The sequence below is a fragment of the Agarivorans sp. QJM3NY_30 genome, assembly GCF_050870855.2.
In the GTDB taxonomy this organism is placed as follows: Bacteria; Pseudomonadota; Gammaproteobacteria; order Enterobacterales; family Celerinatantimonadaceae; genus Agarivorans.
Map to the genome: position 1 here is coordinate 1,255,873 of NZ_CP194038.2, position 24,857 is coordinate 1,280,729.

The following is a 24,857-nucleotide window of genomic DNA, read 5'->3' on the forward strand; positions in this document are numbered from 1 at the left end:
GTATTTTTAGTCCCCTTTTGCGATACCTTCACGGCGAGGATCGGCTGCGCCAACCAGCCTATCTGGGTAAATCCTGATCCCTTGTAGACCCGAGGTCATGGCTTTTATTTTGGTTTGGTAACCTAACGCTTCTAATGCCGCTTGTTTATCCACCGCAGCGCTATTGGCTTCCAATTCATATACGCCGAAACGGTTGTTGATGTGCGGTTGCTCAATGGCTTGCTGTAAGCTCATGCCCCAGTTTAAATGACTCACTAAGGTTTGAGCCACGTAACCAATAATACTGCTGCCGCCGGGCGAGCCGATAGCCACGATCGGCTGGTTGTTTTGCAGTACGATAGTTGGAGACATCGATGAACGTGGGCGTTTATTGGCTTCAACTCGATTGGCCACTGCTTGGCCATCTTTTTCGGCAATAAAAGAAAAGTCAGTGAGTTGGTTGTTTAATAGGAAGCCATTAACGAACAGCCGTGAGCCAAAGGCATTTTCGATGCTAGTGGTCATCGATAATACATTACCTTCACTATCGACGATACTGATATGGCTGGTGGAGGGAAGTTCGATACTGAAGTTTGATGCTTGGGCGGATAAATCTGCCACATCTCCAGCAGACACGCTGCTAAGGGCCTTATCACCTTTTAATAATTGGGCGCGTTTCGCCAAGTATTGGGGGGCGAGTAGGGCGGTGCTTGGTACGCTTACAAAGTCACTATCGGCAAGGTATTTCGCTCTGTCGGCAAAGGCGAGTCTTGAAGCATCGCCGAGGATCCGCCAGCTTTGAATATTATCGGGGCCCCATTTATCAAGTGGGTAGTGCGCGGAAATTCCAAGGATTTGACCGACGGTGCTTGCGCCAGAACTTGGTGGCCCCATGCCACAGACCGAATATTGTAGGTAAGGGCTGCATAAAGCGGGGCGTTGTTTGACTTGATAAGCGGCTAAGTCGCTTTCACTGAGCAGCCCCGGATTAGCTGCTGCCTGTTGTACCGCTGCGACCATTGCTTTTGCGGTTACGCCTTGATAGAAGCCTTTCGCCCCTTGTTTGGCGATTAAATTTAAGGTCGAGGCATAGGCTGGATTTTTGAGTAGGTGGCCGACCGCTAAGGGTTTACCTTGGGCATCATAAAAGTAGTTTCGAGCACCAGGATAGCGGTCTAGTCGGTGAGTATCACCGGCAATCAGTGTGGCTAAGCGAGGACTAACTCTAAATCCCTGTTGTGCTAAGCCGATGGCGGGTGAAAATAATTGAGGCCACTCGGTTTTTCCATAGCGTTGATGCAGGGTTTCAAATAGGGCTACCACCCCCGGCACCCCAACGGATCGCCCCCCCACAACGGCATCATAAAATTTTAATGGCTTGCCATTGTCATCTAAAAATAAGGAAGGCGAAGCCTTGGCTGGAGCCTTTTCACGAGCATCAAAACTGGTGATTTGTTGCTTTGTAGCATCGTAATACAGTACAAATGCTCCGCCACCAATACCAGAAGATTGGGGTTCGACTAAACCCAGAACGGTTTGTACTGCAATCATCGCATCTACGGCACTTCCACCCGCTTTTAGTATCTCATAGCCAGCCTCAGCGGCTAGCGGATTGGCGGCTGAGACCATAAATTTATGGGCGATAAACGCGGTTTTTTGGCTCGAACCGCTGGCAAGTTCGGGGGCGTAAGCATCGCTGCTTTGGCTCTGAGCCATACAATGAGTCGATATCAACAAAGCGAAGCTCAATAAACGACGAATCATCTGATTATCCTTTTTCAGTGAGTATTTAAGGGTGTTGACCTATTCATGCTGTTGCCGTTGTTCAGTGATTCTTAAACAAAGCAGATCAAATGTTATGTCACCATCGGCATGAATCAGCGGTTAATGTGGGATCAATACTGCTCTAGAGTTCAATTAAATTTATGATTATTTATTCCTTATTGAGAAGGCTAAGCGAAGGGCTCGTTCTCAGGATTGTTTAAATTGAGTAAGAGTAAAGCTTCAACATTAAAACGCTTCTAGCCAGTTTAACAGTATCGAGTAAGCTTGCCATTGCCTAATCAAGCATTATTGATGAAGGTGTTAACTAGAATTTACATGTTTTAGTGCTCGGTGACAGATTGAGCGCTGTTTGTGAGGGGCGATTGGCTTGAATATTGGTGATGCTGATCAGTTACCAAACAAAGTTAAAAAGTTGCTATCGCTACAGGGAGGAAGCGATAGCAGAAGGCAAATCAGTTTAAGTAGGATGTTATTCCAACTCGATTAAGTTTGGCTCTATGTTTGCGGGTGAAAGTTATGAGCTGCAAATCAAGATCTTCGCTGCGCGAATACAAGAGCACTTATTTATTGTGATTGGTATTATTTTAAAGTTAGATGCTTAGCTAAAGGCGTAAGCATCCAAGGCCAAAATTTCAAGTTCGACGTCTTGATGGATCTGGTGAACTTTATCGCCTTCGTTCCAAGCCCCCAAAATCGAGAGCAGCGGGACAAAGTGTTCAACGCTTGGATGATTAAAGCGACTAAAAGGTGCCTGATTTTGATAATCCAACAAAGCTGGGATATCTTTCGCTAACAGTTTCTCTTTTACCCATTGAGTAAACGCCGTCACTTTTTCAACCCGCTGTGGATCAGGAACACTAGCAAACACTTCTCGCAGGTTGTGGCTAATCCCTCCAGAGCCAAGCAGTAAAATATTTTGCTCAGATAAGTAGCTTAAGGCTTGACCTAGCTGGTAGTTATGCTGACTACTTAAGCGACTGTTGATAGAGATTTGTAGCACTGGAATATCCGCTTGCGGGTAGATTAAACGCAGCGGGATCCATACGCCATGATCCCAGCCGTGCTGTTCGTCCAGTATTGGCTGATAACCCTGACTTTGTAAGCGCTCTGCGACTTGTTTTGCCAAGTCTGGCGCACCCGGCGCCGGATATTGCAGTTGATAAAGTTGCTCGGGAAAACCATAGAAATCGTGAATGGTTTTTGGTTTTGTTGCACTGTTAATGATGATATCTGCAGTAGCATCAAAGTGAGCAGAAAAAACCACAATAGCATCCGGTTTGTGTAATTGCCGACCCAAGTTTTTGAGAAAAGCGCTAGTTGCGCTATTCTCAATGCCCATCATCGGTGAGCCATGGGAAATAAACAGAGCTGGCTGTTTGCTGACCTGATTCATGCAATATTCTCCGGACCCTTAGGCACGATACCTGCTGGGTTGAGTGCTTTTAGTGAATAATAGCCTTGTTTAATATGTTCAATATTAACTGTATTTCCAATGCCCTCAAGCGCCAAAATTCGCTGCACATATTTGGATAAATAGGGCATTTGGGCAATCAGATTTCGATTACATTTGAATAAACCATAATAGGCAGCATCAAAACGGATCAAGGTTACAAAGCTTCTGATGTCGGTTTCAGTGAGTTGTTCACCGAATAAAAATGAACGACCATCTGCTAATTTGGCTTCTAGTTTATCTAAAGTGTTAAACACGCCTTGGTAAGCTTCTTCGTACGCAAACTGCGAGCTGGCGAAGCCCGCTTTATACACGCCATTATTGAGCAGGTGATAAATCTGTTCGTTCAGTGTATCAATCTGCTCGGCCAGCTCTGCAGGATATAAATCCAATTTTGAGCCGGTGAGGTGATCAAAGGCACTGTTTAACATGCGAATGATGTCTGCGGATTCATTGTTTACAATCACATTATTGTGTTTATCCCACAGTACCGGAACCGTCGCTCTGCCGGTGAATTTAGGATCGGCGTGAGTGTACAGCTGGTGAGCAAATTGATAGCCATTTAAATGGTCGGCAGTCGCATCGGCATAACCATCAAATTGCCAGCCTTGATCGGTCATCACCGGATTGACGATGCTAATCGAAATATAGTCTTGAAGTTGTTTGAGTTCCCGAAGCATCAAGGTTCTAGAAGCCCAAGGACAGATATACGCAACATATAGATGGTAACGACCTTTCTCTGCTTTAAAGCCGGCATCACCTGTGGGGCCAGCGGCGCCATCTTTGGTGATCCAATGCCTAAAGCTAGAGGTTTGGCGTACAAAGCGCCCTTGCTCATCTTTTGCCTGTACTGGTTGCCAGTTTTCTGTCCAAACGCCTTCGACTAACATAATCAAGTCCTCAATATGGGTTAAGTTTAGGGTTATTTATTAGCACTAAGCAGCGCATGGATTTTATTGTCTAAAGCAAAGCGCCCAGCGCCTTGAACAGCTAAAAACAAAGTGACCGCTAACAGGGTTAATGCATACTCATAACCATTTGCGGCTAAAAACAGGCCATTACCAATATGTACTGTCATCGCCATCAGCATAGTAAATGCAAGTACCAGGGCAGCAGGGCGGGTTAGTAAGCCAAGTAGTAAAGCAATACCGCCAAAAAACTCGGCGCTGCCAGCCATTAAAGCCATGAGGTAGCCGGGTGCAAACCCTACGCTTTCCATCCATTGGCCGGTGCCTTCAAGGCCATAACCACCAAACCAGCTAAACAGTTTTTGCGAGCCGTGGGCAACCAGTATCAAACCTAAAGGTAGACGCAGAATTAGAGGAGCAAAGCTGGCTTTGCTAGCAACAAGTTTGTTTAAGAGTTGAGTATTCATGGTATGTCCTTCACTGGGAATTTAATTAACTAAGTTGTGCTAACTATAATGCTTGGCATTTCATTGATAAATGCTATATTTGTTGAGTTATTATCAATGTATGGTTGTTAATATGGATAAGCTACAAACCATGAGAGCCTTTGTAAGTGTGGTCAAGCAGGGCTCATTTGCGAAAGCGGCTGAACACTTAAGTTTGTCTCCTCAGTTGGTGAGTAAATATGTCTCCCATTTGGAAGACAATCTACAGTCGCGATTACTGAACCGAACTACGCGTAAATTGAGTTTGACCGAGGCCGGACGTTTTTATTTTGAACGTTGCACTCAGTTATTAATTGACCTTGAGGAGATGGACAATGCGCTTGCCCATGAGCAAGGACAGCCTTCAGGAAAACTTCGAATTACCGCACCTATGTCCTTTGGCATGCATCACTTACCGAAGTTAGTCGTTGATTATCAGCAGCGCTACCCGCAGGTGGATATCGACTTGCAACTCAGCGATAAAAAAATCGATATTGTTGAAGATGGCTACGATATCGCATTACGGATTGGTAAATTGCAGAGTTCTTCATTGATCGCTAAAAAAATCACCGATATTCGAATCGTGGTATGTGCCGCCCCCAAGTACCTGCAGCAATATGGTATCCCCAAAAATTCCCAACAATTAATGGATCATCGTTATCTGAGTTATAGCTATGCCGATAGCGCAAGTTTATTTGCTAAGTTTGAACAGGTACTGGGTTACAACAAGTTAAACTCGACCTTGATCTCCAATAATGGCGATTTATTGGTAAATGCGGCGATCCACGGCGGAGGAATTGCTATTCAGCCCTCATTTATCGCTGGTAAAGCTATCAGCCAGGGGGAGTTGCAGGAAATATTACCCGACTATGCCCCCGATCCACTGGGACTTTATGTGGTTTATGCCCATCGTAAGTTTTTAAGTAGTAAGGTTCGCAGTTTTGTTGATTTCATCAGCGAGTATTATGGAGAGTGTCCTTATTGGGATGACTATTAAAGGCAGGCCGTGGTTTAAGACTTGGCGAGGAGCGATAGTGCTGGCTGAACAACATTGTGCTCGAAGTACTAAGGGATTTTTTAGTAAAATCAACACCTAGTCAAATTTATGTCTTGTTCTTCCCAGTTTTTTCGAGACAAGTTTGGGATGATTGAGTGTTCTAACATGGTATTCGCGAAGAGGAAATAAGCGGTGGCCCTAGTAACAATTGAACAACTATACAGTGAATATTTACGCGTTTTATTAGCGCGAGATATGAATCCCGACCGGGCTGAGCAATTGGCGACCGGCTTTGTGGATATGGCCAATGAGGGGGTCTACTCGCATGGCATTAATCGCTTCCCGGTGTTTATCTCGCAAGTGGATAAAGGTCAAATCAAGCTAAATGCAGAGCCGGAATGTGTTGCCAGCATGGGCGCACTGGAGCAGTGGGATTGTCATCTCGGTCCTGGTGTATTGAATGGTCATATTTGTGCTGATCGTGCCATGGTACTGGCCAAGCAGTTTGGGATTGGCATGGTGGGTATGCGCAATTCAAATCATTGGATGCGTGGTGGCGCTTACCCTTTGAAGATGGCTCGTCAGGGCTTTGCTGCGATTGCCGCGACCAACACCGTGGCGATTATGCCGCCTTGGGGAGGGAAAGACTGTCGCATCGGAAATAATCCATTGATCATGGCGATTGCAGGCGATCCGCCGGTTTTACTCGATTGTGCGATGAGCCAGTTTTCTTATGGTCAAATTCAAAATCATCATCTCGCCGATAAGCCTTTGCCGGTGGATGGCGGCTTCGATGACGAGGGCAATTTGACCAAAGATCCGCAAGTATTGATGAACAATAAACGGGTGTTGCCGATGGGGTTCTGGAAGGGCTCGTCGATGTCTATCGTATTAGATATGATGATCACCGCGATTAGTGGCGGCTTATCGGTACCAGCCTTAACGGAAGATCAAACTGAAGAGTATGGGGTATCGCAATTCTTGATCGCCATCGATCTGAGTAAAACCATGGAAAGTCATCGTTTTGCTCAAGAGATGCAGCGGATCCGCGATTATGTAATGAGTGCTGAGCCTGCCGAGGTCGGGCGGCTTAAGATCGGTGGTTCAGAGATTCAAGCCTATATTGATAAACACCAACAGCAGGGTGGCATCGAAATTCACTCGCAAATTTGGCAGAAAATTAAGGCCCTGTAAGGCCTTGCAGATTTGTGGTGTGACATCGAGATTTGTGGCGATACAGGTTTTGCTACGCCGTAAGATGGCCAGAGTCACGGCTAAGCTTGTTGAACCAAGGCTTAGCCATCATGATTCGCCATGGTAGCGACCAGCAATGAGTCAACAGCTCCCCGACGATTCATACTGGTCTCGCAAAGCCAGATTAAATCTCAGCCAAGCGTTGTTGTAGGTGAGATAACATTAAACTCACTTTATTGGATAGGTGTCGGTTTTGTGGGTATAAGGCCCAAATGCCTTCGGGGCCTTTTTGATAAGGTATTAATAGCTCAATCAGAGCTCCACTTTGTAAATGCTTTTTAACGTAACTGTCGGGCAATTGCACAATGCCCAAACCTTTTAGTGCGGCATCCAGCAAGGCATAACCATTGTTACACTGCAGCCGTCCGCTTATTTTAAGCGCCATCGCTTTCCCCCGTTCGACAAACCGCCAGTACTCGATAGTTCCTTGTAAACAGTTATGCTGAGCCAACTCACTCACCACATGCGGTGAGCCATGTTGCGCCAAGTAGGCTGGGGAAGCACAAACATGCAAGCTGCGCTGGGCGAGGCGCTTCGCCATCATACTCGAGTCGGGCAGTTCGCCCAGTCTAATCGCCAAATCTATGGCTTGATCGACTAAGTCAATTTTTTGGTTACTGAGTTGGAGTGATACCTCCAACTCCGGGTATTGCAGGCAAAAATCATTCACCGCTGGTGCAATATGTTGTTCACCAAAGGTCACCGGTGCGGTCATACGTAACTTACCTCGAGGCGTATTCTGTAAGTTGTTTAAGCTGCGCTCGGCGTCAAGCAAACCCTCGATCAATGGCCTACACTGTTGATAAAACAACAGGCCACTGTCGGTAGCCGATACTCGCCGAGTGGTGCGATAAAACAACTTAGTGGCTAAACGTATTTCCAGCTGAGAAATTTGACGACTCACCTGAGCGGTAGAAATACCTAAACGTTGTGCGGCAGCAGTGAAACTTTCGGTTTCAACGACCGAAACAAACTCGTTAATACCGTCCCACTGGAACATAGCGGCCAACCTCGTTGCAGATACTGATTGCTTAAACATTATCAGCCATCATCAAGCAATGATTTAGCCGATATTGTTACTACACAGTAAAAGTGAATTAATGAATTGCTAGATTATCACCAATTAAGAAACAAATATAATATTGTGATGAATACGCCTTTTAGGCGACAACGAATACATAGTGAGGAAGCGCGATGACTGCCAAAACCATTCAATCAAAAGCTGCCGTAGCATGGGCTGCTGGCCAACCATTAAAAATGGAAATTGTTGATGTAGCCCCCCCTAAAGCGGGTGAAGTGCGGGTAAAAATTATTGCCTCAGGTGTATGCCACACGGATGCATTTACCTTATCGGGCGATGATCCGGAAGGGATATTTCCGGCGATTCTGGGCCATGAAGGCGGCGGCATTGTCGAATCGATTGGTGAAGGGGTAAGCAGCGTTAAGGTGGGCGATCACGTGATCCCGCTTTATACACCAGAGTGTGGCGAATGTAAGTTTTGTAAATCGGGTAAAACCAACCTTTGTCAAAAGATCCGCGAAACTCAAGGCAAGGGGCTAATGCCCGACGGAACCACTCGCTTCTCTATCAACGGTCAGCCGATTTTTCATTACATGGGGTGCTCGACGTTTAGTGAATATACGGTATTACCGGAAATCTCACTCGCCAAAATCAACCAAGAGGCACCTCTCGAAGAAGTCTGTTTGTTAGGTTGCGGCGTGACCACTGGGATGGGTGCGGTTGCCAACACCGCCAACGTTCAAGCGGGCGATACGGTGGCAGTATTTGGTTTGGGTGGCATTGGTTTATCCGCCATTATTGGCGCTCAGATGGCCAAAGCTGGCCGCATTATTGCTATCGACATTAACGAATCGAAATTTGAATTAGCCCAAAAGCTTGGTGCGACCGATTGTGTTAATCCAAAAAATTTCGACAAGCCAATTCAAGAAGTGATTGTCGAGATGACCGATGGTGGTGTCGACTTCTCGTTTGAATGTGTGGGTAACGTTCACCTGATGCGTAGCGCTTTAGAATGTTGCCATAAAGGTTGGGGCGAGTCGGTGATTATTGGTGTTGCCGGTGCCGGCCAAGAAATATCAACTCGACCATTCCAGTTGGTCACTGGGCGTGTATGGAGAGGCTCGGCATTTGGTGGCGTAAAAGGTCGCTCCGAGTTACCTGAGTATGTAGAACGTTATATGGCTGGAGAGTTTAAGCTAGATGATTTTATTACCCACACTATGGCCTTAGATAAAGTTAACGAAGCTTTTGACTTGATGCACCAAGGGAAGAGTATTCGTAGTGTTATTCATTTCGATAAATAATGAATAAACCACATGCAAAACAGTGTGCTAATGCATTAAACCAAGCGTATTGGCACTGTTATTTTATTCACTTTGACCAATAAGGATAAGCTAAATGCACGACATTGAACTTATCAGTGCCAATAAAAGCTTTGGGGGCTGGCACAAACGCTACAGCCACCGCGCGAGCAGTTTAAATGGGCTCGCGCAGTTTGCGATTTTTTTGCCGCCACAGGCTAGCGCTAAGCAGCCAGTACCGGTCTTGTACTGGCTGTCAGGGCTAACTTGTAACGACGAAAACTTTATGCAGAAAGCTGGTGCACAGCGTATGGCTGCCGAGTTAGGCATTGCCATTGTTGCGCCCGATACCAGCCCTCGTGGTGACGAGGTGGCCGATGATGAAGCTTACGACCTAGGCCAGGGCGCGGGGTTTTACCTAAATGCCAGCCAAGCCCCATGGAAGCAGCATTACCACATGTACGACTACATTGTGAGTGAACTGCCTGCATTAATTGAGTCCTGTTTTCCGGTCAGTAGCAAGCGGGCAATTGCTGGACACTCGATGGGGGGACATGGCGCCTTAACCATTGCTTTGCGCAATCCGCAACGTTTTAGTTCGGTATCGGCATTTAGCCCTATTTGTAATCCTAGTGCGGTGCCGTGGGGTAAAAAAGCCTTTACCGCTTACTTAGGCAGTGATCCGCAACACTGGGCAGAATACGACGCTAGCCTGCTCATGAGTGAAGCGAAGCAGTTTGTTCCTGCGTTGGTTGATCAGGGAGAGGCAGACCAATTTTTAGCAGAGCAACTAAAACCAGAAGCATTAACGGCAGCGGCGAAGCAAAGCGCTTATCCCTTACGCCTCAATATGCATACTGGTTACGACCATAGCTATTTTTTTATCGCCAGCTTTATTGAGTCTCACCTGCTGTTTCACGCCAAACACTTCGCTTGAAGTTCGTGAAATACCATGGCAATCATAGCTTTATTGCCAAGTCATAAAAACCAGGCTGCGCCTGGTTTTTTACCAACAATCAAGACACCGCGGCTAACGAGCGGAAGGTTCGAATGGCTGTTTTGGTCTATTCGGTCTCATCATTAGGTATCCGATGGCATGAAACCAGTACCGACATCGGCCGTAATTTTAGTTGAACCATTTGACTGCACAGAGCTTAGTTTTGGACTTTGAAAAAATATGAGCGTGCCAATGATGAATAGCCATGTACAAAGCAATCCGGTTGTTGTTGCCATCGCGACCAGATAACCATGCGATAACATGACTGCGTAAATTGCGCCAAAAAAAGCGGTTCCGAGAGCAAAGCATGCTTGCTGTACGGTGATTAATGCACTACTTGCTTCACTAGCATGCTGTTTTCCAACATGAGAAAGGGCAATTCGAAAAGCGGAGGTAAGCATCAAGGCGTTCCCTATTCCGACTAAACCAGTTGCGCTAACAAGATGCCACACCTGTAGCGTACTCCCAAATAACCAGAACAAACCAAGCGTAAGTAAGAAACCGAGAAAAGATAAAACCACGCCAAGGACAAAGCTCCAATAGTGACCGATGCGCTGTGTTATCGGTCGACTGAGTAATGAGCCGACAAAGAACATGATTCCCAAGGCAATAAAGCTATTACCTGATTGAAGTGGCGTAAAATGAAGCTCTGTTTGCAAGCACAGCGCGGTTACAAACAGATACCCAGGATAGGTAAAGGTAACAGTTGCTTCCGCCATGAAACCGCTCATCACCATTGGCGTTTTAAATAATGAAGGAGGGAAGAGTGGTTGTTGACCGCGGATTTCTTTGCGTTTTTCTATGCCCCATAAGCCACAGCCGATAGGGAATAGACCAAGCAATAAGCACCATAGCGTTGGCCATCGTTCGCCCAACGTCACTGGTAGTAATAAACAGAGTAACAACAGTGCGAATAAGGTGATGCCAGCCAAATCCATTTCCGGTTTATGCGCTGCACGGGTTTCAGGAATAATGAAATAACCTACAGCTAAAATCAGCAGGCACACTGGAATATTAACAAAAAATGCAACCCGCCAGCTTAAGCCAAATAAATCAGCGGAAACAAGCCATCCTCCAAGCACTTGCCCAATCGCGACCGAAAGCCCAGCGACTGCCGTATAGAGCCCAACCGCACGACTATGACGCTCACCCGCTAAGGTTGCATGGATCGTAGCAAGAATTTGCGGCATCAATAAGGCGGCAAATACGCCCTGTAAAAGACGACCAGCCAACATCGTAATAATATTTGTCGCAAGCCCACATACTGCAGAAGCAACACAAAACCCAACGATACCAAGCATAAATAGACGCTTTCGACCATAACGCTCGCCTAGGCGTCCGCCCGTCGCAATCAGCGTTGCAAAACTAAGCGCATACACCGCAACAATTAACATTAGTCCTGTTTCATCCGTGACTAGGGTTTGCCCCATCACATCAAGTGAGACGTTCACAATAGAAAAATCGATCTGTGGTAAAAGTTGCCCCATGACCAATAGCAAAAGAGCAAATATTGAAAGCGATTGATGCTTAAGGTTCATAAAAGGTCCCTGAAACGTATCTCAAATCATAATGTCGCGCTATTATGAGTGGAATTTAGAGTCGTACAAGAAACTACTTAGACACGTATAACTGATATCAGGATAGAAGATGCTCGGTAATAACTTGCAAGTTATCGGCGATTTTTTACGTCGTAAACGAGAGAATTTAGCGCCAGAGATGATAGGGCTCCCCAAACCAGCTCGCACTCGAACGCCCGGGTTGAGACGCGAAGACGTGGCCGCTATCGCAGGGATAAGTACCGTGTGGTATAGCAAAATCGAACGAGGAAAGGCTGCAGGTATTTCTCCTGAAGTACTCGCAGCGCTCTGTCAGACACTGCGTTTAAGCTTATCAGAAGAACAATACCTCAAGACGCTTGCCTTATCTGGGCAAACCGAGGTCAAAGATCCGTGTATGTATATCACTCGAGAAACGCAGCGGCTTTTAACACAGTTGAATCCGCTTCCTGCCTTGCTGGTGAATGACTATTTCGACATTATTGAATGTAATCAATCATTTAATCGATTGTGTGGGTTTGATGTGAATGCTCTTCCGGAAGAAGAGCGAAATTATATCTATCTCACCATGACTCACAGCAAATGGCAGCAGTTTTTACAGATCGACGATAAGCATATTCTGGCAGAGCAACTGACCCGGATGGCAGGCTTTTTACGCAGTGCAAGCGCCTCACGTTCCAATGATCTGATCTTAAAAAAACGGGTCTGTCATTTTCAGAATACCTCAGCTATTTTTACTGAAGCATGGGCGCGCAATACCGTGCTACAGCCGGAACAGTTTCAGTTTGATTTTGTACATGCCGAACTAGGTTTGCTCTCGCTTAAAAAACAAATATGGTGGAGCTTTAGTGGCGATACGACTAGCGGTCGATTAAATATTTATCACCCTCAAAATGACGAAGATTACCAACGTTTAGCCAATATCTGATGGCATTCTGTGGTGATAAATAAGGGCTAGTAAGCGTCTGCTAAGCTAGATTTTTTTTGATGAAGACGCCCACGTCTGAAGTACAAAACCATAATCAAGCCAAGCACTGCGGTGCCAGAACCAGCTAAAGGAACCGAAGACAATCCTAGCTCCGCACTAATCACTGCCCCACCGAGCACTGCGCCAAGTGCATTACCAAGATTAAAGGCACCAATATTCATAGCAGATGCCAGATTGGGCGCTTCTTTGGCCTCCTGCACAACCAATGACTGCAATGGTGGAACCATAGCAAAGCTGGCAATGCCCCAGAGGAAGATCAAGGGTGCCGCGAGTATCTGAGATGATGTGCTTACTGAAAAAATCGCGAGTAAGACAATCACTGAAACCAAAGAGACGATCAGCGTTAAATCCAGCGAGCGATCCGCGTAGCGACCACCGAGAATATTTCCGATGGCGAGACCTAAGCCATACAACATCAACATCGCAGTGACAAAAGCCGTTGAGGCATGCGTTTCATCTTGCAAAATTGGCACAATATAAGTAAATACGGTGAACATTGAACTGGCGCTGACGACAGTTAATAGTAACGCCGCCAGTACGGGGCCTTTGGTTAATACCCGAAGTTCATCACGCATGTTCACTTTACGCTCATTAGCAAGTGGTGGTAATGAAATCCTCAAGGCGAACATGGTCACTAAGCCAATTGCAGCAATGGCGAAAAAAGCGGGACGCCAACCAATGGTTTCACCGATAAATGATGCCAAAGGAACGCCACCAATGGTTGCAAGGGTGAGTCCTGAAAACATCGCCGCCACGGCACCCGCACGCTTTTCTATTGGAACTATGCTGGTTGCGACGACAGCACCAACCCCAAAGAAAGCACCATGATTGAATGACGTGACGATTCGTCCAATCATTAATGTGGTATAGCTATCGGCCATCGCGGACACCAAATTACCTAAGGTAAAAATACCCATCGACAGCAGCAGTAAACGTCGGCGTGACATATTGGCAAACGCCAACGTCATGACTGGGGCCCCAATTAAAACCCCAAAGGCATATGCACTAATTAGCAACCCGGCTGTAGGAATCGAAACCGCTAAATCGTGGGCAATAACCGGTAACATCCCCATCGGGGAAAACTCGGTCACACCAATACCAAAAGCACCAATGGCAAGTGCGAACAAAGGAGCATTGAATTTCATATAAAATCTCGTTAATTTATGATGTAAAGGAATATAGCTAAATCGCTAGCCTATGAATATCCTGTTGAATGGTCACACAGCTTTGCATTGGAATCACAAATGAAACAGGGCAAAACAGATAGAACCGCAGAAATGGAAACCTTTCTGTCGGTAGCGTGTACTGGCAGCTTAAGTGGTGCAGCGAGAGAATTAGGGCTCAGCCCATCAGCAGTTAGCCGTATCATGACTCGAATTGAAAAACGACTCGGTATTCGTCTGATTGTGCGCAGTACACGCAGCCTTCATCTTACCAGTGAAGGTGAATCTTACGCACTTGCAGCCCGCAGGATCTTAAAAGATTTAGACGATACAGAATCAGCGCTCGCTAACCGTGGACGCCCCAGTGGGATCATCAAAGTCAGCACTGCGACGGCACATAGTCGGCTAAGCATCGTGCCTTTGTTTAAGGAATTTCTGCAACGCTATCCCAATATTGTGGTCGAGATGGATGTCAGCGATCAAATCAGTAATGTGAGTGCAGGCGATACCGATATTGCTATCCGTTTTGGTCCATTACCAGACAGTGGACTGCATGCCCGTCGCTTGGGAGAGACCGGCCGAACCGTGGTCGCTTCACCCGAGTATCTTGCTGATGCAGGTATTCCACAAACACCAGCGGACTTAAAATATCATAATTGTTTGGATTTTAGTTTTCGACGCTTAGAACCCGGCTGGCCGTTTCGAGAAAATGGTCAGGATTTTATGCTACCGGTAAGCGGTAATATCATCGCAAATAACGGTGAAACTCTCGTTGAACTCGCGCTACAAGGAATTGGAATTACTCGGGTAGGTAATTTTCATATTGAACAGCTTTTGGCCGATGGACAGTTAGTGCCTTTATTAGAAGATTTTAATCCCCAAGACCGAGAATCCATTCATGCTGTTTTCATCGGTGGTCAAAATATCCCTGCGAGGGTTCGTGTATTTGTCGACTACTTGGTTGAGAAAATGATGCAAAGCAGTGCTTCGCAATCATGAAAAGAACATCGTTGTCCAGCCATCATCCGTTAGTTTTTAGCTTGGTATATGCCAATGGCTAGTGATTCCCTTGCTGTAACAAGGCGCTGTTACTTTTCATAAGCAGTTCTCTTTACAAGGAATATGATGAATCAGTGTTTTCAATCTCGATACATTATTGGGCTACATTTCGAAGGAAGTACCGATCGATTAATACTAAATAATCGGGATTTATATCATGAAAAACACAAAAGAGTTTTAAGGGGCAATTCGGGCATGTAAAGCAGGAAGCATTTTGAAAAAAGCAGTGCTATTCAGATTGTCCATTTTGTTGGTATTTGCTTCTGGTTATGGGGGTTATCTGTCTAACTGGATTAGACACAAGAGATAGTCAGGTCAGCCACATTTATAGTCATTTAAACTGCTCTGTCTGGAGTGTTTTTTTTACGTCTAAGCAACGAATCAGTCATATCTGAATTGCTCTCCATTCAGAAATGAACCTCGTGAAATGGACAGTATTCGCTACGATGAGTCCTCTTTAATCCTTGATATGTGATGGTTTCGGTGTGCTTTGTCGTGATTTTAAAAGGGATATTGCTTATTTATTGCTGCGGCTTTCGCGGTGTTGATATTAAACTCGAATGAGTTGATGGGCTTACTTTAAAGTTGGCCGTTGAAAGCGCTATAATTTGGCTTTGATTCATCATGAGTTGCGACATTGATAAAACCGTTGCCCGACCCAAAAACCTACCCGATTGTACCGCCAGATATGGATTACTGTTACTTTGATGAGGCAGAGACATCTCCATTTGAGGCACATAATCAAAGCTTTTCTTTAGTGAATGCAAGTTGGTTAGCCGACTGTGCCTTATTAGTTTACGCCCATCCCGGTTTTGCGCGTTTGGCGTTTAAGTTGGCAGGCTTTGAACATTTTCATTTTTTTAAAGGAACTGGCACCGAATGCATGGCCGCTTGGAATGAGTGTTGTTTGCTGATTAGTTTTCGCGGCACCGAGCTTAAATCGCTCTCTATGCTGTATGAGATGAGTACTAATCTTCAGGCTATTCCAAGCTCATTTTCGCAAGGTGGCAAAGTGCATACTGGGTTTTCTAAAGCCTTAGATGAAATATGGGGGGGCTCCGAAGGATTACATAGGTTTATTCAACAGCGTATTGCTGAAAATCCAGATCGTGCTATTTGGATGACGGGTCATAGCTTGGGGGGCGCTCTGGCTAGCTTGTGTTTTGCTAAAGTGAAACAAGCCACTGGCTTATATATTTTTGGTGCGCCGCGGGTTGGCAATCAAGCTTTTACGGATTTGCTTAAAGGTAGGCCTGTATGGCGTGTGGAGCATGCGAAAGATCCCATCCCGATGCTGCCGCCCAATCTACCTGCGTTGCATTTTTGTTATCATGATTTAGGTGAGTTGATTTATATTCAAGCAGATCAACAGTTGCGTTTTCAACGACCAGAAAAAACCGCTGAAGAATACAAGCAACTGATTTGGGATACCATTAAAACTCAGGAAAGTCGGCGCAAAGCCTTAAGCATGAAGCTTCCTGACATAAATCAGCATGTGCGTGAATCGGTGCAGCAATGGTTAGACAACATTAAGCAATTGCAAGGGGATAAGGCGATCAGTATTCGCGATCACATGCCGATATTTTACTGCGTGAAATTATGGAATTTGCGAGCGGCTCAAACCGAAGGTGTAGTCGACCTAACCGAGAATGAACGGCTAGGTCAATGAGTTGGTGGGGTTTATCGGCGTTCGCGTTACAGAGTGACCCCCGATTTAAAAATAGCCAGTTCACGAATGCCGTTCACTTCATTTTTAGTTGGCGCTCCATTGGCAATATCACAGACTAAATCAATAAAACCTTCTAATAGCTGTTCCATTGTTTGGCCGTCAATTAAGGCCCCGGCGTTAAAATCGATCCAATGTGGTTTTTTATTGGCAAGCTCTGAATTTGTTGCAAGTTTTAAGGTGGGAACAAAGCCGCCGTAAGGTGTTCCTCGACCGGTAGAAAATAATACGATATGGCAGCCACTGGCGGCCAATGCCGAGGTTGCTACGGCATCATTACCTGGAGCACTCAGTAAATTAAGCCCCGGAATCGTGAGCCTGTCGGTGTATTTTAATACGCCCATGACCGCGCTAGAGCCAGCTTTTTGAGTGCAGCCCATCGATTTATCTTCAAGGGTTGAAATACCACCTTTTTTATTACCGGGAGATGGATTTTCGTAAATCGGCTGCTTGTGGTCGATAAAATATTGCTTGAAGCTATTAATCATTTCTACGGCAGCGCTGAAAGTGGGTTCGTCGATACAACGTTCAAATAGTAGATGTTCTGCGCCAAACATTTCAGGTACTTCGGTTAAAACTGAAGTGCCACCAAGGCTGATGAGGTAATCAGAGAATCGGCCAAGTAAGGGATTAGCAGTAATACCGGATAGACCATCGGAGCCCCCGCATTCGAGACCTACTTTAAGTTTGCCGATACTCATTGGGGTGCGTCGATCCTGTTTCACCACCGCATAAATTTTCTCTAGTTGCGCAACCGCCGCAGTGATTTCATTGTTTTCTCGCTGCGCTTCCATGTACTTCACGCGTTCGTGGTCAACGTCTCCGACTAATTGTTTAAAGGCATCCACTTGATTATTTTCACAGCCTAGCCCCATCACTAAAACTCCGCCTGCATTTGGGTGTTTCACCATATTGGCTAATATTTGGCGGGTATTCTCGTGATCATCACCGAGCTGGGAGCAGCCATAATTATGGGGGAATAAATAAACACCATCGCAGTCTAAGTCTGGGTATTTGCTTCGGAATAGAGTGATCGCTTGTTGAGCGATGCCGTTTACGCAGCCAACCGTTGGGATCACCCATATTTCATTGCGAATAGCAACATCACCATTAGGGCGTTGATAACCGTTAAAGGAGCGTTCAGCCTGTTTTATATCCGCCGGCGGACAAGTGATGGGTTGATAGTGATATTGATGGGTATCGGCAAGATTGGTTTTAATGTTATGGGTATGTACCCATTCACCTTGGCGGATATCGACACTGGCATGACCGATCGCCGAACCATACTTAATAATGTTACAACCTGCGGCAATGTCGCTGAGTGCAACTTTACTGCCTCGATCCAGATCGCTGCTGAGTTCGATGGTTTTATTGCCAATGACTAATTGTTGCTGTTTGTTTAAAGGCTCTAAACAAACTAGAACATTATCTTGAGGATGGAGTTGAATATACTGTTTCATGGGCACCTTTATGCAAGTTACCCTGTCCGACGTAATCAGTTTATTCCCATCGCTGTATTTAAATCAATAAAAAACCGATAAAAATTCCTTAATGCTTAGTTTCTGGGAGATATAGGTAAATTGAATGCCTTATTTGCTCATTCGCTAGCTATTAAAATCATAAAGAACAGATAAAAAACAGATAACAATGATCGATGACACGTTTGCTTACTTTGTTTAATAAAAGCTTATTTTTAACAAATACACTTCAAACACATTCGATAACACCTGTCCGACAAACAGCTTCCCTATCGCATAGGAATAAAGTAATGGAACAACGATTAACCAGAGATAGCGCAGTTTTTCCGACCCGGCCTGAGAAAATAATTCAGTTTGGCGAAGGTAACTTCTTACGCGCATTTATAGATTGGCAATTTGATCTATTGAACGAACATACCGATTTTAATGCAGGTATTACCATTGTTCGGCCAATTGATGCCGGACACCCTAAGTTAGACCAGCAAGGCGGTTTGTACACGGCATTGATTCGAGGAATTAATGAAGTCGGCGAAAGTATCTCTCAGCCTAGAGTGATTAGCTCTGTCAATCGAGAACTGTTGGCATATGGTGAGTTTGACCAGGTGATGGCTATTGCACAGAACCCAGAGCTTGAATGGGTAGTCTCAAATACCACTGAAGCTGGGATTAGCTTCAATGAAAATGACCAACTGACTGATTACCCACCGACATCTTTTCCCGCGAAGGTGACAAAATTTTTGCATCATCGCTTCGTTCATTTTAACGGCAGCGAAGATAAAGGTTTGATTTTTTTACCCTGTGAACTAATTGATTATAATGGGGAAAAGCTACAAGAGTTCGTGATAAAATACGCCCAGCAATGGCAGTTATCAGAAGCGTTTATTGCTTGGGTTAATACGGCCAATACTTTTTGTTCTACGCTGGTAGATAGGATTGTGACTGGCTTTCCAAAAGATGAAATTAATCAACTCGACATTGAACTTGGTTATCATGATGATTTTCTAGTCGCTGCGGAACATTTTTATTTATTTGTGATTCAAGGGCCAAGTTGGCTGAATGAAAAACTTCGTTTAGAGCAGTGCCCACTGAATATAAAGATTGTTTCAGATATTAAGCCTTATAAAGAAAGAAAAGTCGGTATCTTAAATGGTGCACATACGGCGATGGTACCAGTTGCTTATCTTGCTGGTTTAGATACGGTGAGCGAGTCGGTAAATGATCCTCAAATTGCCGAGTTCCTAGAGTGCTTACTTGATGACGAAATTATTCCTGTTCTTAACATGGATAAACAAGAGCTTGATGAGTTTAAAGTAAGTGTTATTAGCCGATTCAAAAACCCATTTATCAAACACTACTTAACTTCGATTGCACTTAACTCTTTAACTAAATTTAAGACTCGCTTATTGCCTCAGCTTATTAGCTATGTTCAGCAAAATGGCTCTGCGCCTAAACATCTTTGTTTTAGTTTGGCTGCATTGTATTGCTTTTATTTAGGGAAAAGAAATGATGAAGATATTCCACTTTCCGATAATCAAGACTTATTAGATAAATTTAGTGTTTGGCGTAAAAAATCAGATAACCATGCTTCAAATATAGAAGGGTTTTTATCGATGGCAGAACACTGGGGTGTTGACCTCACTCGTTTAGCCAATGTGCAATCACTGGTTACCGAATCCTTTAGCAATATAAAAACATTGGGCGTTAAAGAAGCACTATCGCAACTTTAATACTTATTCACGTGAAGTAATAGATAACTACATAAGGGACGTATATGAACATCATAAAAAGAAACTTAAAAAAAGTCGCTGCCGTGATTGGCGTAAGCTTGGCGATGAGTGTTTGCGCGCATGCTACTACTAAAGTAATGATTGCTTATGGTAACCAACCGGGTGAACCGATTGATAAAGCGATGCACTATTGGGCTGAGCAAGTCGCCAAAAAATCAAATGGTGATATCGAGTTCAAATTATTTCCATCAAGTCAGTTGGGCGGTGAAACTGAGCTTTTAGAGCAAGCTAAATTTGGTGCAAATATTATTTCAATCAGCTCTTATGGTTATTTAATGGATACGGTGCCAGATCTGGGGATTATCAATGCGCCCTATCTTTCACAGTCCTTTGAGAAAAAATCAAAATTACTTCATAGTGAGTGGTTTGAGGGCTTAAGTAATCAACTGAGTGAAAAAGGGCTAAAAATTGTCGTTCCCGATGTGGTGTATGGGACTCGCCATTTGTTGTCTAGAAAAGCGGTTTTCTCTCCTGCTGACCTCAAAGGCGAAAAAGTTCGCGTTCAACACTCTAGATTATTTGTGGCAACCGTGAAAGCAATGGGTGGGGTACCCGCACCGATGTCTCTTTCTGATGTTTATCCTGGTCTATCTCAAGGTGTGATTGATGGTGTCGAAAACCCAGCGGTTGTTTTGTTGGGCGGTAAATTTTATGAAGTCGTGAAGAATCTTAATTTAACGGCGCACACCAAGCATATGTCACCATTTGTTGCCGGTACTGATTTCTGGAATAGCTTAAGCAAAACTCAACAGAAAATCATTCTGGATACCAGCCGAGATATGGTTCGTTACGACGCTGAGCTGATCAACAAGGCCGAAAAAGAAGCTATTGATCAGTTGAAAGCTGAGGGTGTTACTGTAAATGAAGTAGACATCAAGGCATTTGAAGCGTCTGCTCGTAAGGTGGTACAAAGCGAATTCCCTGAATGGTCTCCAAACCTTTATCAAGATGTACAAGCTAAGTTAGCTGAGATGTAATTGATTGAGGGGCCACTCTTGGCCCCTCAATATGTGAAACCGGAGAGTGTCATGCACACACAACTTTCTTTAAGTAATTCAAAGGCTTTTAGCAGTATGAAAATAGCTAAAATAATCGACAAAATTAGTCGTGTCGATACTGTAGTGGCCGCTGTTTTTCTTGCGATTATCGTTTTACTTATGGGTTATGGAGTGATTACCCGATATGTATTTAATGCACCTAGTTCATGGGTGGAAGAAGTTTGCCTCAGCCTTTTTGTTTGGATGACGTTTATGGGAGCCAGTGCATTGATGAGAAGCGATGAATTGGTTCGAATCGACTTTCTAGTTCGAAAATGTCCTCAGCCAGTGGCTTATTTTATCGACAATATATTTAGGCCGATCCTGATGATCATTGCTATCGGCTTTATGATTTACTGGGGTTTTAAGTTATTACCTTTTTCACAAGTGCGTTTTACCCCAGCCTTGAAGATCCCGTACATTTATATTTATGCAGCTGTCCCCGTTAGTGCTTGTCTCATGCTTTATCACCAACTTTGTCAGCTCTATTCGTCTTTAATTTCTCACAATAGGGAAGACTAGTTATGTCTGTCATATTGCCTATTTCTGCATTGTTATTGCTATTTGCCATTGGTATTCCAGTCGCTTTTTGTATATTTATTGCAACCTTATCTTACTTTTTACTGAACGATCATTTACCGATGATGATGCTGGTACAGCGTTTAGCTGGCGGTCTTGAATCGGTGACGCTGTTGGCAATTCCATTTTTTGTGATGGCCGGTGTGTTTATGAATCATTCGGGCATTAGTAATCGCTTACTCAAATTTGCAGAAGTATTGACTGGCCATTTGAATGGCGGTCTTGCTCAGGTCAATGTGGTATTAAGCACTTTAATGGGGGGCTTGTCCGGCTCTAATATTGCTGATGCTGCGATGGGCTCGAAGTTACTGGTTCCACAAATGGTTGCCCGTGGCTATAGCGCCTCGTTTTCTTCTGCGGTAACTGCCGCGTCTTCATTAATCACCCCGATTATTCCACCGGGTATTGCTTTGATTATCTATGGTTATGTGAATAACGTTTCCATTGGTAAGTTATTTTTGGCAGGTTTAATGCCTGGCTTATTACTGTGTTTGATGATGATGGCATTGGTGTCGGCGATTTCCCATAAACGAAATTACGCGCCAATCAGAGAAAAACGAGCCTCAACTAAAGAGATCGCTGTATCAGCAAAAGATGCCTTCTTAGCTTTATTGCTTCCGGTCGTGATTATCGGGGGGATTCGTTTTGGTGTGTTTACGCCAACCGAAGCAGGGGCTGCGGCAGTGTTGTACGCATTGGTACTTGGTATGTTTATTTATAAGGAAATGAATACCAAGTTGTTGTGGGAGGCTACCAAAGAATCCGTTTTATCTGCGGCTAACGTATTACTGATTATATGCGTTGCGGTTGGTTTTTCTAAGTTCCTCACTTGGGAGCAAATTCCCCAAAGTTTAGCCGCTTGGTTAACGAGCTCGGTTGAAAGTCCTTTTACCTTCTTGTTGTTAGTGAATGTGTTCTTACTGATAGTGGGGATGTTTTTGGAAGGTAATGCAGTGATGATCGTACTGGCTCCCCTGTTGGCACCGGTGGCAAAAAGTTATGGCATCGACCCGGTTCATTTTGGCATCATTTTTATCTTCAATAGTGCAATTGGTACCATTACGCCGCCTTTAGGTACGGTGATGTTTACTACCTGTTCCATCACCAAGGTGGCTATCGAAGACTTTGTGAAAGAAGTCTTACCGTTCTGGCTGTTATTACTCGTTGCTTTGGTATTTATTACATATATCCCAATGATTTCTATCGCTTTACCTAATTTGGTGTTTGGTTAAGCATTGGCTGATGGGTCTGCAATAGTTGCTACGTTTAACTTGAACTGTAGCTGCTATTGCATTCGTTGAGGAGACCCGATCACGATATGTAAATAACGAAATAACGAAATAACGAAATAACGAAATAACGAAATAACGAAATAACGAAATAACGAAATAACGAAGTGATGAAGAAGCTTGCGGCTTGTGTTGGTGTGGTTGAACGCTGTCATTATTGGATATTTATAGTGTATAGATTCAGCCTAAAATCCACTCGTAAAGCAGCTGAAAAATAGTTTTGAAGTAAACTTCACCTATCTTAAGATCTTGTTTTATTTAAGATCTTTAGCAAAATTACCATCTTAATGAATAGGATTAACGATGAGTCCGATGATTCAACGGCTCAAGGCTTTAAAAATTATTCCTGTGATTGCGATTGAGAATGCACAGCAGGTCATTCCTTTTGCCAAGATGCTGATTGAACATGGCTTTGTTGCCACCGAAATTGATGGTTGTTGTGAGCTATCGATTGATGCAATTAAGTTATTAAGAGAGCGCCTACCCGAGATGTTGATCGGTGTCGGCGGCTTGTCGACGCTGCAGCAAGTGTTATCCATAAAACAAGCGGGAGCCCATTTCATTGTTAGCACCGCGCCTAATCCACAACTGGTAAAATTTTGTCAAACTGCAGCGCTCCCTCTGGTGATTTCGCTTAATCAGCCAAGTATGATTGAAGTCAGTCGTGAAAAGGGCTTAACCACGCTAGAATATTATCCAGCCGAAGGGATTGAAAATGGTATTTCGCAAGCGCTGCTATTTGCTCCAGATGTTAGTGTTACGCAGCAACAGACTGATGAGGCACCAGATATTCTGCAGATCCCAAGAGTGATATGTCACTTCGATGATTGTGAGGTCGAAAGATTAATCGAGGCTAGGGGGCTGGGTGACAAAATGCTACAGCTGATTAATCAGTCGAATTCAACAACTGAACACTCTCGCTATTTTCTATGGTAGTGAGCGCATCAATATAATTAGAAAATGGATATTGAATTGTTTATTTGACTACGTCATAAAATATAGCTTGGGATTTTAACTGCCTTATAGATTATCCATAATTAAACTATTCTCCATGGACTTTTTAGCTGAATCTAAATGATGACGTAACTCTCCGACTGCACCAATATCATCGCCACTGAGAATTTTAGTTAGTATTGCCATATGTTCTGAAATAGCGATCATATTTCTTTTCCGTAAATCACTATTGTCCCATTGATAGTGGTAGTGAAAAATGACGGAAATAATGTCACAGAACTGGTCCATAAAAGGATTGTTTGCAGCCGATAGGATTAAAGTATGAAACTTATGATCCAAATCGGAAAAGGCTTGATATTCATCAACCACAACATCTCGAAGCTCTCGATGTGAATGCAATAAATATTGTGCTTCTTGCCAGCGCGGATCACTGCGAGGCAGATTCATAAACCGACTTAAGGCATGACATTCCAACATCTCTCTCAGTTCAAATAAACTTGCTGCATAGCTTTTTTCAAATTTCACCATTCGCCAACGACCTCGCTCAATATTTTCAATTAAGCTAAATCGAGAAAAATGAATTAAAAATTCACGTACAATCGTGGTGGAACACTTCGACTGTTTCGAGAGTTCTAACTCGGTAAATTCTTGTCCTGGGAGAATGTATCTTTTTTGGATAGCATTACTAAAGAAATTTTCAAATTCAATCGATTGTAAATCTTTAGACGACAGATAACGTAGAAAGCTATCTTCTTCCATCGGCGCTCGAGCAATTAAATACTCACCAGATTCAAACTCTAATACACCTTTGTCACAAAGATCTTGCAGCACATAACGTACCGTTGTGCGACTCACACTAAAAAGTTCTGAGAGTGAAGATTGTGAAGGCAAAGGCGATTCGATATGTCCCAAACTGATCGCGTCCAGTAATTGGTTTGCGGTGCCTTCCCTCAAATTCTTATTTCTAGCCATTTTTTACCTCCGAAGCCATTAAATACCATTTAAAAGCAGATTAAATGGCGCTGCGTCACAAACTTTGTTGCGATAAAAATAATAAAAAGCAA

Annotated in this window: 21 protein-coding genes; 12 read left to right on the plus strand and 9 right to left on the minus strand. The window is 44.2% G+C overall.

Annotation, left to right across the window (positions count from 1 at the left end):
- Nucleotides 1–6: 6 nt before the first annotated feature.
- The 4 genes from ggt to ACRRSX_RS05770 all read right to left on the minus strand — a co-directional run bounded on the left by ggt (nt 7) and on the right by ACRRSX_RS05770 (nt 4,589).
- A complete protein-coding gene (gene ggt / locus ACRRSX_RS05755; protein WP_432454151.1) occupies nt 7–1,743 on the minus strand; it encodes a gamma-glutamyltransferase in 1,737 nt (578 codons plus the stop codon).
- A gap of 619 nt (nt 1,744–2,362) precedes the next feature.
- Nucleotides 2,363–3,157, minus strand: a complete 795-nt coding sequence (locus ACRRSX_RS05760) for a DODA-type extradiol aromatic ring-opening family dioxygenase (protein WP_432454150.1) — start codon at nt 3,155–3,157, stop codon at nt 2,363–2,365.
- Entirely contained in the window at nt 3,154–4,104 is a 951-nt protein-coding gene (locus ACRRSX_RS05765) for a glutathione S-transferase family protein (RefSeq protein ID WP_432454149.1), read from the minus strand. The genes ACRRSX_RS05760 and ACRRSX_RS05765 overlap by 4 nt, the downstream gene beginning before the upstream one ends.
- 32 nt (nt 4,105–4,136) lie before the next feature.
- Nucleotides 4,137–4,589, minus strand: a complete 453-nt coding sequence (locus ACRRSX_RS05770) for a DoxX family protein (RefSeq protein ID WP_432454148.1) — start codon at nt 4,587–4,589, stop codon at nt 4,137–4,139.
- 112 nt (nt 4,590–4,701) lie between these two features.
- On the opposite strand from ACRRSX_RS05770, the gene ACRRSX_RS05775 reads away from it, so the two are divergent.
- Both ACRRSX_RS05775 and yiaK read left to right on the plus strand, forming a co-directional pair.
- Nucleotides 4,702–5,604, plus strand: coding sequence for a LysR substrate-binding domain-containing protein (locus ACRRSX_RS05775; RefSeq protein ID WP_432454147.1), 903 nt, complete (start codon nt 4,702–4,704; stop codon nt 5,602–5,604).
- A gap of 192 nt (nt 5,605–5,796) precedes the next feature.
- Nucleotides 5,797–6,798 carry a 3-dehydro-L-gulonate 2-dehydrogenase gene (yiaK, locus tag ACRRSX_RS05780; RefSeq protein WP_432454146.1) on the plus strand — a complete coding sequence of 334 codons (1,002 nt, stop codon included), beginning with the start codon at nt 5,797–5,799 and terminating at the stop codon, nt 6,796–6,798.
- A gap of 184 nt (nt 6,799–6,982) precedes the next feature.
- Here the strand turns inward: yiaK and ACRRSX_RS05785 are convergent, their stop codons facing one another.
- The gene (locus tag ACRRSX_RS05785; protein ID WP_432456200.1) at nt 6,983–7,858 is read right to left on the minus strand and encodes a LysR substrate-binding domain-containing protein; all 876 of its coding nucleotides are present in this window, start codon (nt 7,856–7,858) and stop codon (nt 6,983–6,985) included.
- Nucleotides 7,859–8,052: 194 nt separating this feature from the next.
- Here ACRRSX_RS05785 and ACRRSX_RS05790 point away from each other — a divergent pair, with 194 nt between their 5' ends.
- Nucleotides 8,053–9,183 (plus strand): S-(hydroxymethyl)glutathione dehydrogenase/class III alcohol dehydrogenase, encoded by a 1,131-nt coding sequence (locus ACRRSX_RS05790; protein ID WP_432454145.1) that lies wholly within the window; start codon nt 8,053–8,055, stop codon nt 9,181–9,183.
- A gap of 94 nt (nt 9,184–9,277) precedes the next feature.
- Nucleotides 9,278–10,117, plus strand: coding sequence for an S-formylglutathione hydrolase (gene fghA, locus ACRRSX_RS05795; RefSeq protein WP_432454144.1), 840 nt, complete (start codon nt 9,278–9,280; stop codon nt 10,115–10,117).
- A 143-nt stretch (nt 10,118–10,260) separates the two neighbouring features.
- Here the strand turns inward: fghA and ACRRSX_RS05800 are convergent, their stop codons facing one another.
- Nucleotides 10,261–11,715, minus strand: a complete 1,455-nt coding sequence (locus ACRRSX_RS05800) for an MFS transporter (protein WP_432454143.1) — start codon at nt 11,713–11,715, stop codon at nt 10,261–10,263.
- Nucleotides 11,716–11,824: 109 nt separating this feature from the next.
- Between ACRRSX_RS05800 and ACRRSX_RS05805 the strand changes: the two genes are divergently transcribed.
- A complete protein-coding gene (locus ACRRSX_RS05805) occupies nt 11,825–12,661 on the plus strand; it encodes a helix-turn-helix domain-containing protein (protein WP_432454142.1) in 837 nt (278 codons plus the stop codon).
- Nucleotides 12,662–12,687: 26 nt separating this feature from the next.
- Here the strand turns inward: ACRRSX_RS05805 and ACRRSX_RS05810 are convergent, their stop codons facing one another.
- Nucleotides 12,688–13,866, minus strand: coding sequence for an MFS transporter (locus ACRRSX_RS05810; protein ID WP_432454141.1), 1,179 nt, complete (start codon nt 13,864–13,866; stop codon nt 12,688–12,690).
- Nucleotides 13,867–13,965: 99 nt separating this feature from the next.
- On the opposite strand from ACRRSX_RS05810, the gene ACRRSX_RS05815 reads away from it, so the two are divergent.
- Together ACRRSX_RS05815 and ACRRSX_RS05820 are read left to right on the plus strand one after the other, a co-directional pair.
- Nucleotides 13,966–14,883 carry a LysR family transcriptional regulator gene (locus ACRRSX_RS05815; protein ID WP_432454140.1) on the plus strand — a complete coding sequence of 306 codons (918 nt, stop codon included), beginning with the start codon at nt 13,966–13,968 and terminating at the stop codon, nt 14,881–14,883.
- A 709-nt stretch (nt 14,884–15,592) separates the two neighbouring features.
- On the plus strand, nt 15,593–16,612 hold the full coding sequence (locus tag ACRRSX_RS05820; protein WP_432454139.1) for a lipase family protein: 1,020 nt from the start codon (nt 15,593–15,595) through the stop codon (nt 16,610–16,612).
- A gap of 26 nt (nt 16,613–16,638) precedes the next feature.
- On the opposite strand, the gene ACRRSX_RS05825 is transcribed toward ACRRSX_RS05820, so the two are convergent.
- A complete protein-coding gene (locus ACRRSX_RS05825) occupies nt 16,639–18,129 on the minus strand; it encodes a UxaA family hydrolase (RefSeq protein ID WP_432454138.1) in 1,491 nt (496 codons plus the stop codon).
- A 308-nt stretch (nt 18,130–18,437) separates the two neighbouring features.
- Here ACRRSX_RS05825 and ACRRSX_RS05830 point away from each other — a divergent pair, with 308 nt between their 5' ends.
- The 5 genes from ACRRSX_RS05830 (at nt 18,438) to ACRRSX_RS05850 (ending at nt 23,775) form a co-directional block, all read left to right on the plus strand.
- Nucleotides 18,438–19,874, plus strand: coding sequence for a tagaturonate reductase (locus ACRRSX_RS05830; protein ID WP_432454137.1), 1,437 nt, complete (start codon nt 18,438–18,440; stop codon nt 19,872–19,874).
- 44 nt (nt 19,875–19,918) lie between these two features.
- Nucleotides 19,919–20,911, plus strand: a complete 993-nt coding sequence (locus tag ACRRSX_RS05835) for a C4-dicarboxylate TRAP transporter substrate-binding protein (protein WP_432454136.1) — start codon at nt 19,919–19,921, stop codon at nt 20,909–20,911.
- 96 nt (nt 20,912–21,007) lie between these two features.
- A complete protein-coding gene (locus ACRRSX_RS05840) occupies nt 21,008–21,493 on the plus strand; it encodes a TRAP transporter small permease (protein ID WP_432454135.1) in 486 nt (161 codons plus the stop codon).
- 2 nt (nt 21,494–21,495) lie between these two features.
- Nucleotides 21,496–22,782, plus strand: a complete 1,287-nt coding sequence (locus ACRRSX_RS05845) for a TRAP transporter large permease (protein WP_432454134.1) — start codon at nt 21,496–21,498, stop codon at nt 22,780–22,782.
- Nucleotides 22,783–23,142: 360 nt separating this feature from the next.
- Complete coding sequence (locus tag ACRRSX_RS05850; protein ID WP_432454133.1) at nt 23,143–23,775, plus strand: bifunctional 4-hydroxy-2-oxoglutarate aldolase/2-dehydro-3-deoxy-phosphogluconate aldolase; 633 nt, start codon at nt 23,143–23,145, stop codon at nt 23,773–23,775.
- An 84-nt stretch (nt 23,776–23,859) separates the two neighbouring features.
- On the opposite strand, the gene ACRRSX_RS05855 is transcribed toward ACRRSX_RS05850, so the two are convergent.
- Nucleotides 23,860–24,765 (minus strand): GntR family transcriptional regulator, encoded by a 906-nt coding sequence (locus tag ACRRSX_RS05855; RefSeq protein ID WP_432454132.1) that lies wholly within the window; start codon nt 24,763–24,765, stop codon nt 23,860–23,862.
- Nucleotides 24,766–24,857 lie beyond the last annotated feature (92 nt).

Bases quoted from the DNA above. Each gene is read 5' to 3' on its own strand.
- ACRRSX_RS05845 (WP_432454134.1), top strand. From the start codon at position 21,496: ATGTCTGTCATATTGCCTATTTCTGCATTGTTATTGCTATTTGCCATT.
- fghA (WP_432454144.1), top strand. From the start codon at position 9,278: ATGCACGACATTGAACTTATCAGTGCCAATAAAAGCTTTGGGGGCTGG.
- ACRRSX_RS05805 (WP_432454142.1), top strand. From the start codon at position 11,825: ATGCTCGGTAATAACTTGCAAGTTATCGGCGATTTTTTACGTCGTAAA.
- ACRRSX_RS05855 (WP_432454132.1), bottom strand. From the start codon at position 24,765: ATGGCTAGAAATAAGAATTTGAGGGAAGGCACCGCAAACCAATTACTG.
- ggt (WP_432454151.1), bottom strand. From the start codon at position 1,743: ATGATTCGTCGTTTATTGAGCTTCGCTTTGTTGATATCGACTCATTGT.
- ACRRSX_RS05815 (WP_432454140.1), top strand. From the start codon at position 13,966: ATGAAACAGGGCAAAACAGATAGAACCGCAGAAATGGAAACCTTTCTG.
- ACRRSX_RS05810 (WP_432454141.1), bottom strand. From the start codon at position 13,866: ATGAAATTCAATGCTCCTTTGTTCGCACTTGCCATTGGTGCTTTTGGT.
- ACRRSX_RS05760 (WP_432454150.1), bottom strand. From the start codon at position 3,157: ATGAATCAGGTCAGCAAACAGCCAGCTCTGTTTATTTCCCATGGCTCA.
- ACRRSX_RS05765 (WP_432454149.1), bottom strand. From the start codon at position 4,104: ATGTTAGTCGAAGGCGTTTGGACAGAAAACTGGCAACCAGTACAGGCA.
- ACRRSX_RS05785 (WP_432456200.1), bottom strand. From the start codon at position 7,858: ATGTTCCAGTGGGACGGTATTAACGAGTTTGTTTCGGTCGTTGAAACC.
- ACRRSX_RS05775 (WP_432454147.1), top strand. From the start codon at position 4,702: ATGGATAAGCTACAAACCATGAGAGCCTTTGTAAGTGTGGTCAAGCAG.
- ACRRSX_RS05790 (WP_432454145.1), top strand. From the start codon at position 8,053: ATGACTGCCAAAACCATTCAATCAAAAGCTGCCGTAGCATGGGCTGCT.
- ACRRSX_RS05830 (WP_432454137.1), top strand. From the start codon at position 18,438: ATGGAACAACGATTAACCAGAGATAGCGCAGTTTTTCCGACCCGGCCT.
- ACRRSX_RS05800 (WP_432454143.1), bottom strand. From the start codon at position 11,715: ATGAACCTTAAGCATCAATCGCTTTCAATATTTGCTCTTTTGCTATTG.
- ACRRSX_RS05835 (WP_432454136.1), top strand. From the start codon at position 19,919: ATGAACATCATAAAAAGAAACTTAAAAAAAGTCGCTGCCGTGATTGGC.
- ACRRSX_RS05850 (WP_432454133.1), top strand. From the start codon at position 23,143: ATGAGTCCGATGATTCAACGGCTCAAGGCTTTAAAAATTATTCCTGTG.
- ACRRSX_RS05770 (WP_432454148.1), bottom strand. From the start codon at position 4,589: ATGAATACTCAACTCTTAAACAAACTTGTTGCTAGCAAAGCCAGCTTT.
- ACRRSX_RS05840 (WP_432454135.1), top strand. From the start codon at position 21,008: ATGAAAATAGCTAAAATAATCGACAAAATTAGTCGTGTCGATACTGTA.
- ACRRSX_RS05825 (WP_432454138.1), bottom strand. From the start codon at position 18,129: ATGAAACAGTATATTCAACTCCATCCTCAAGATAATGTTCTAGTTTGT.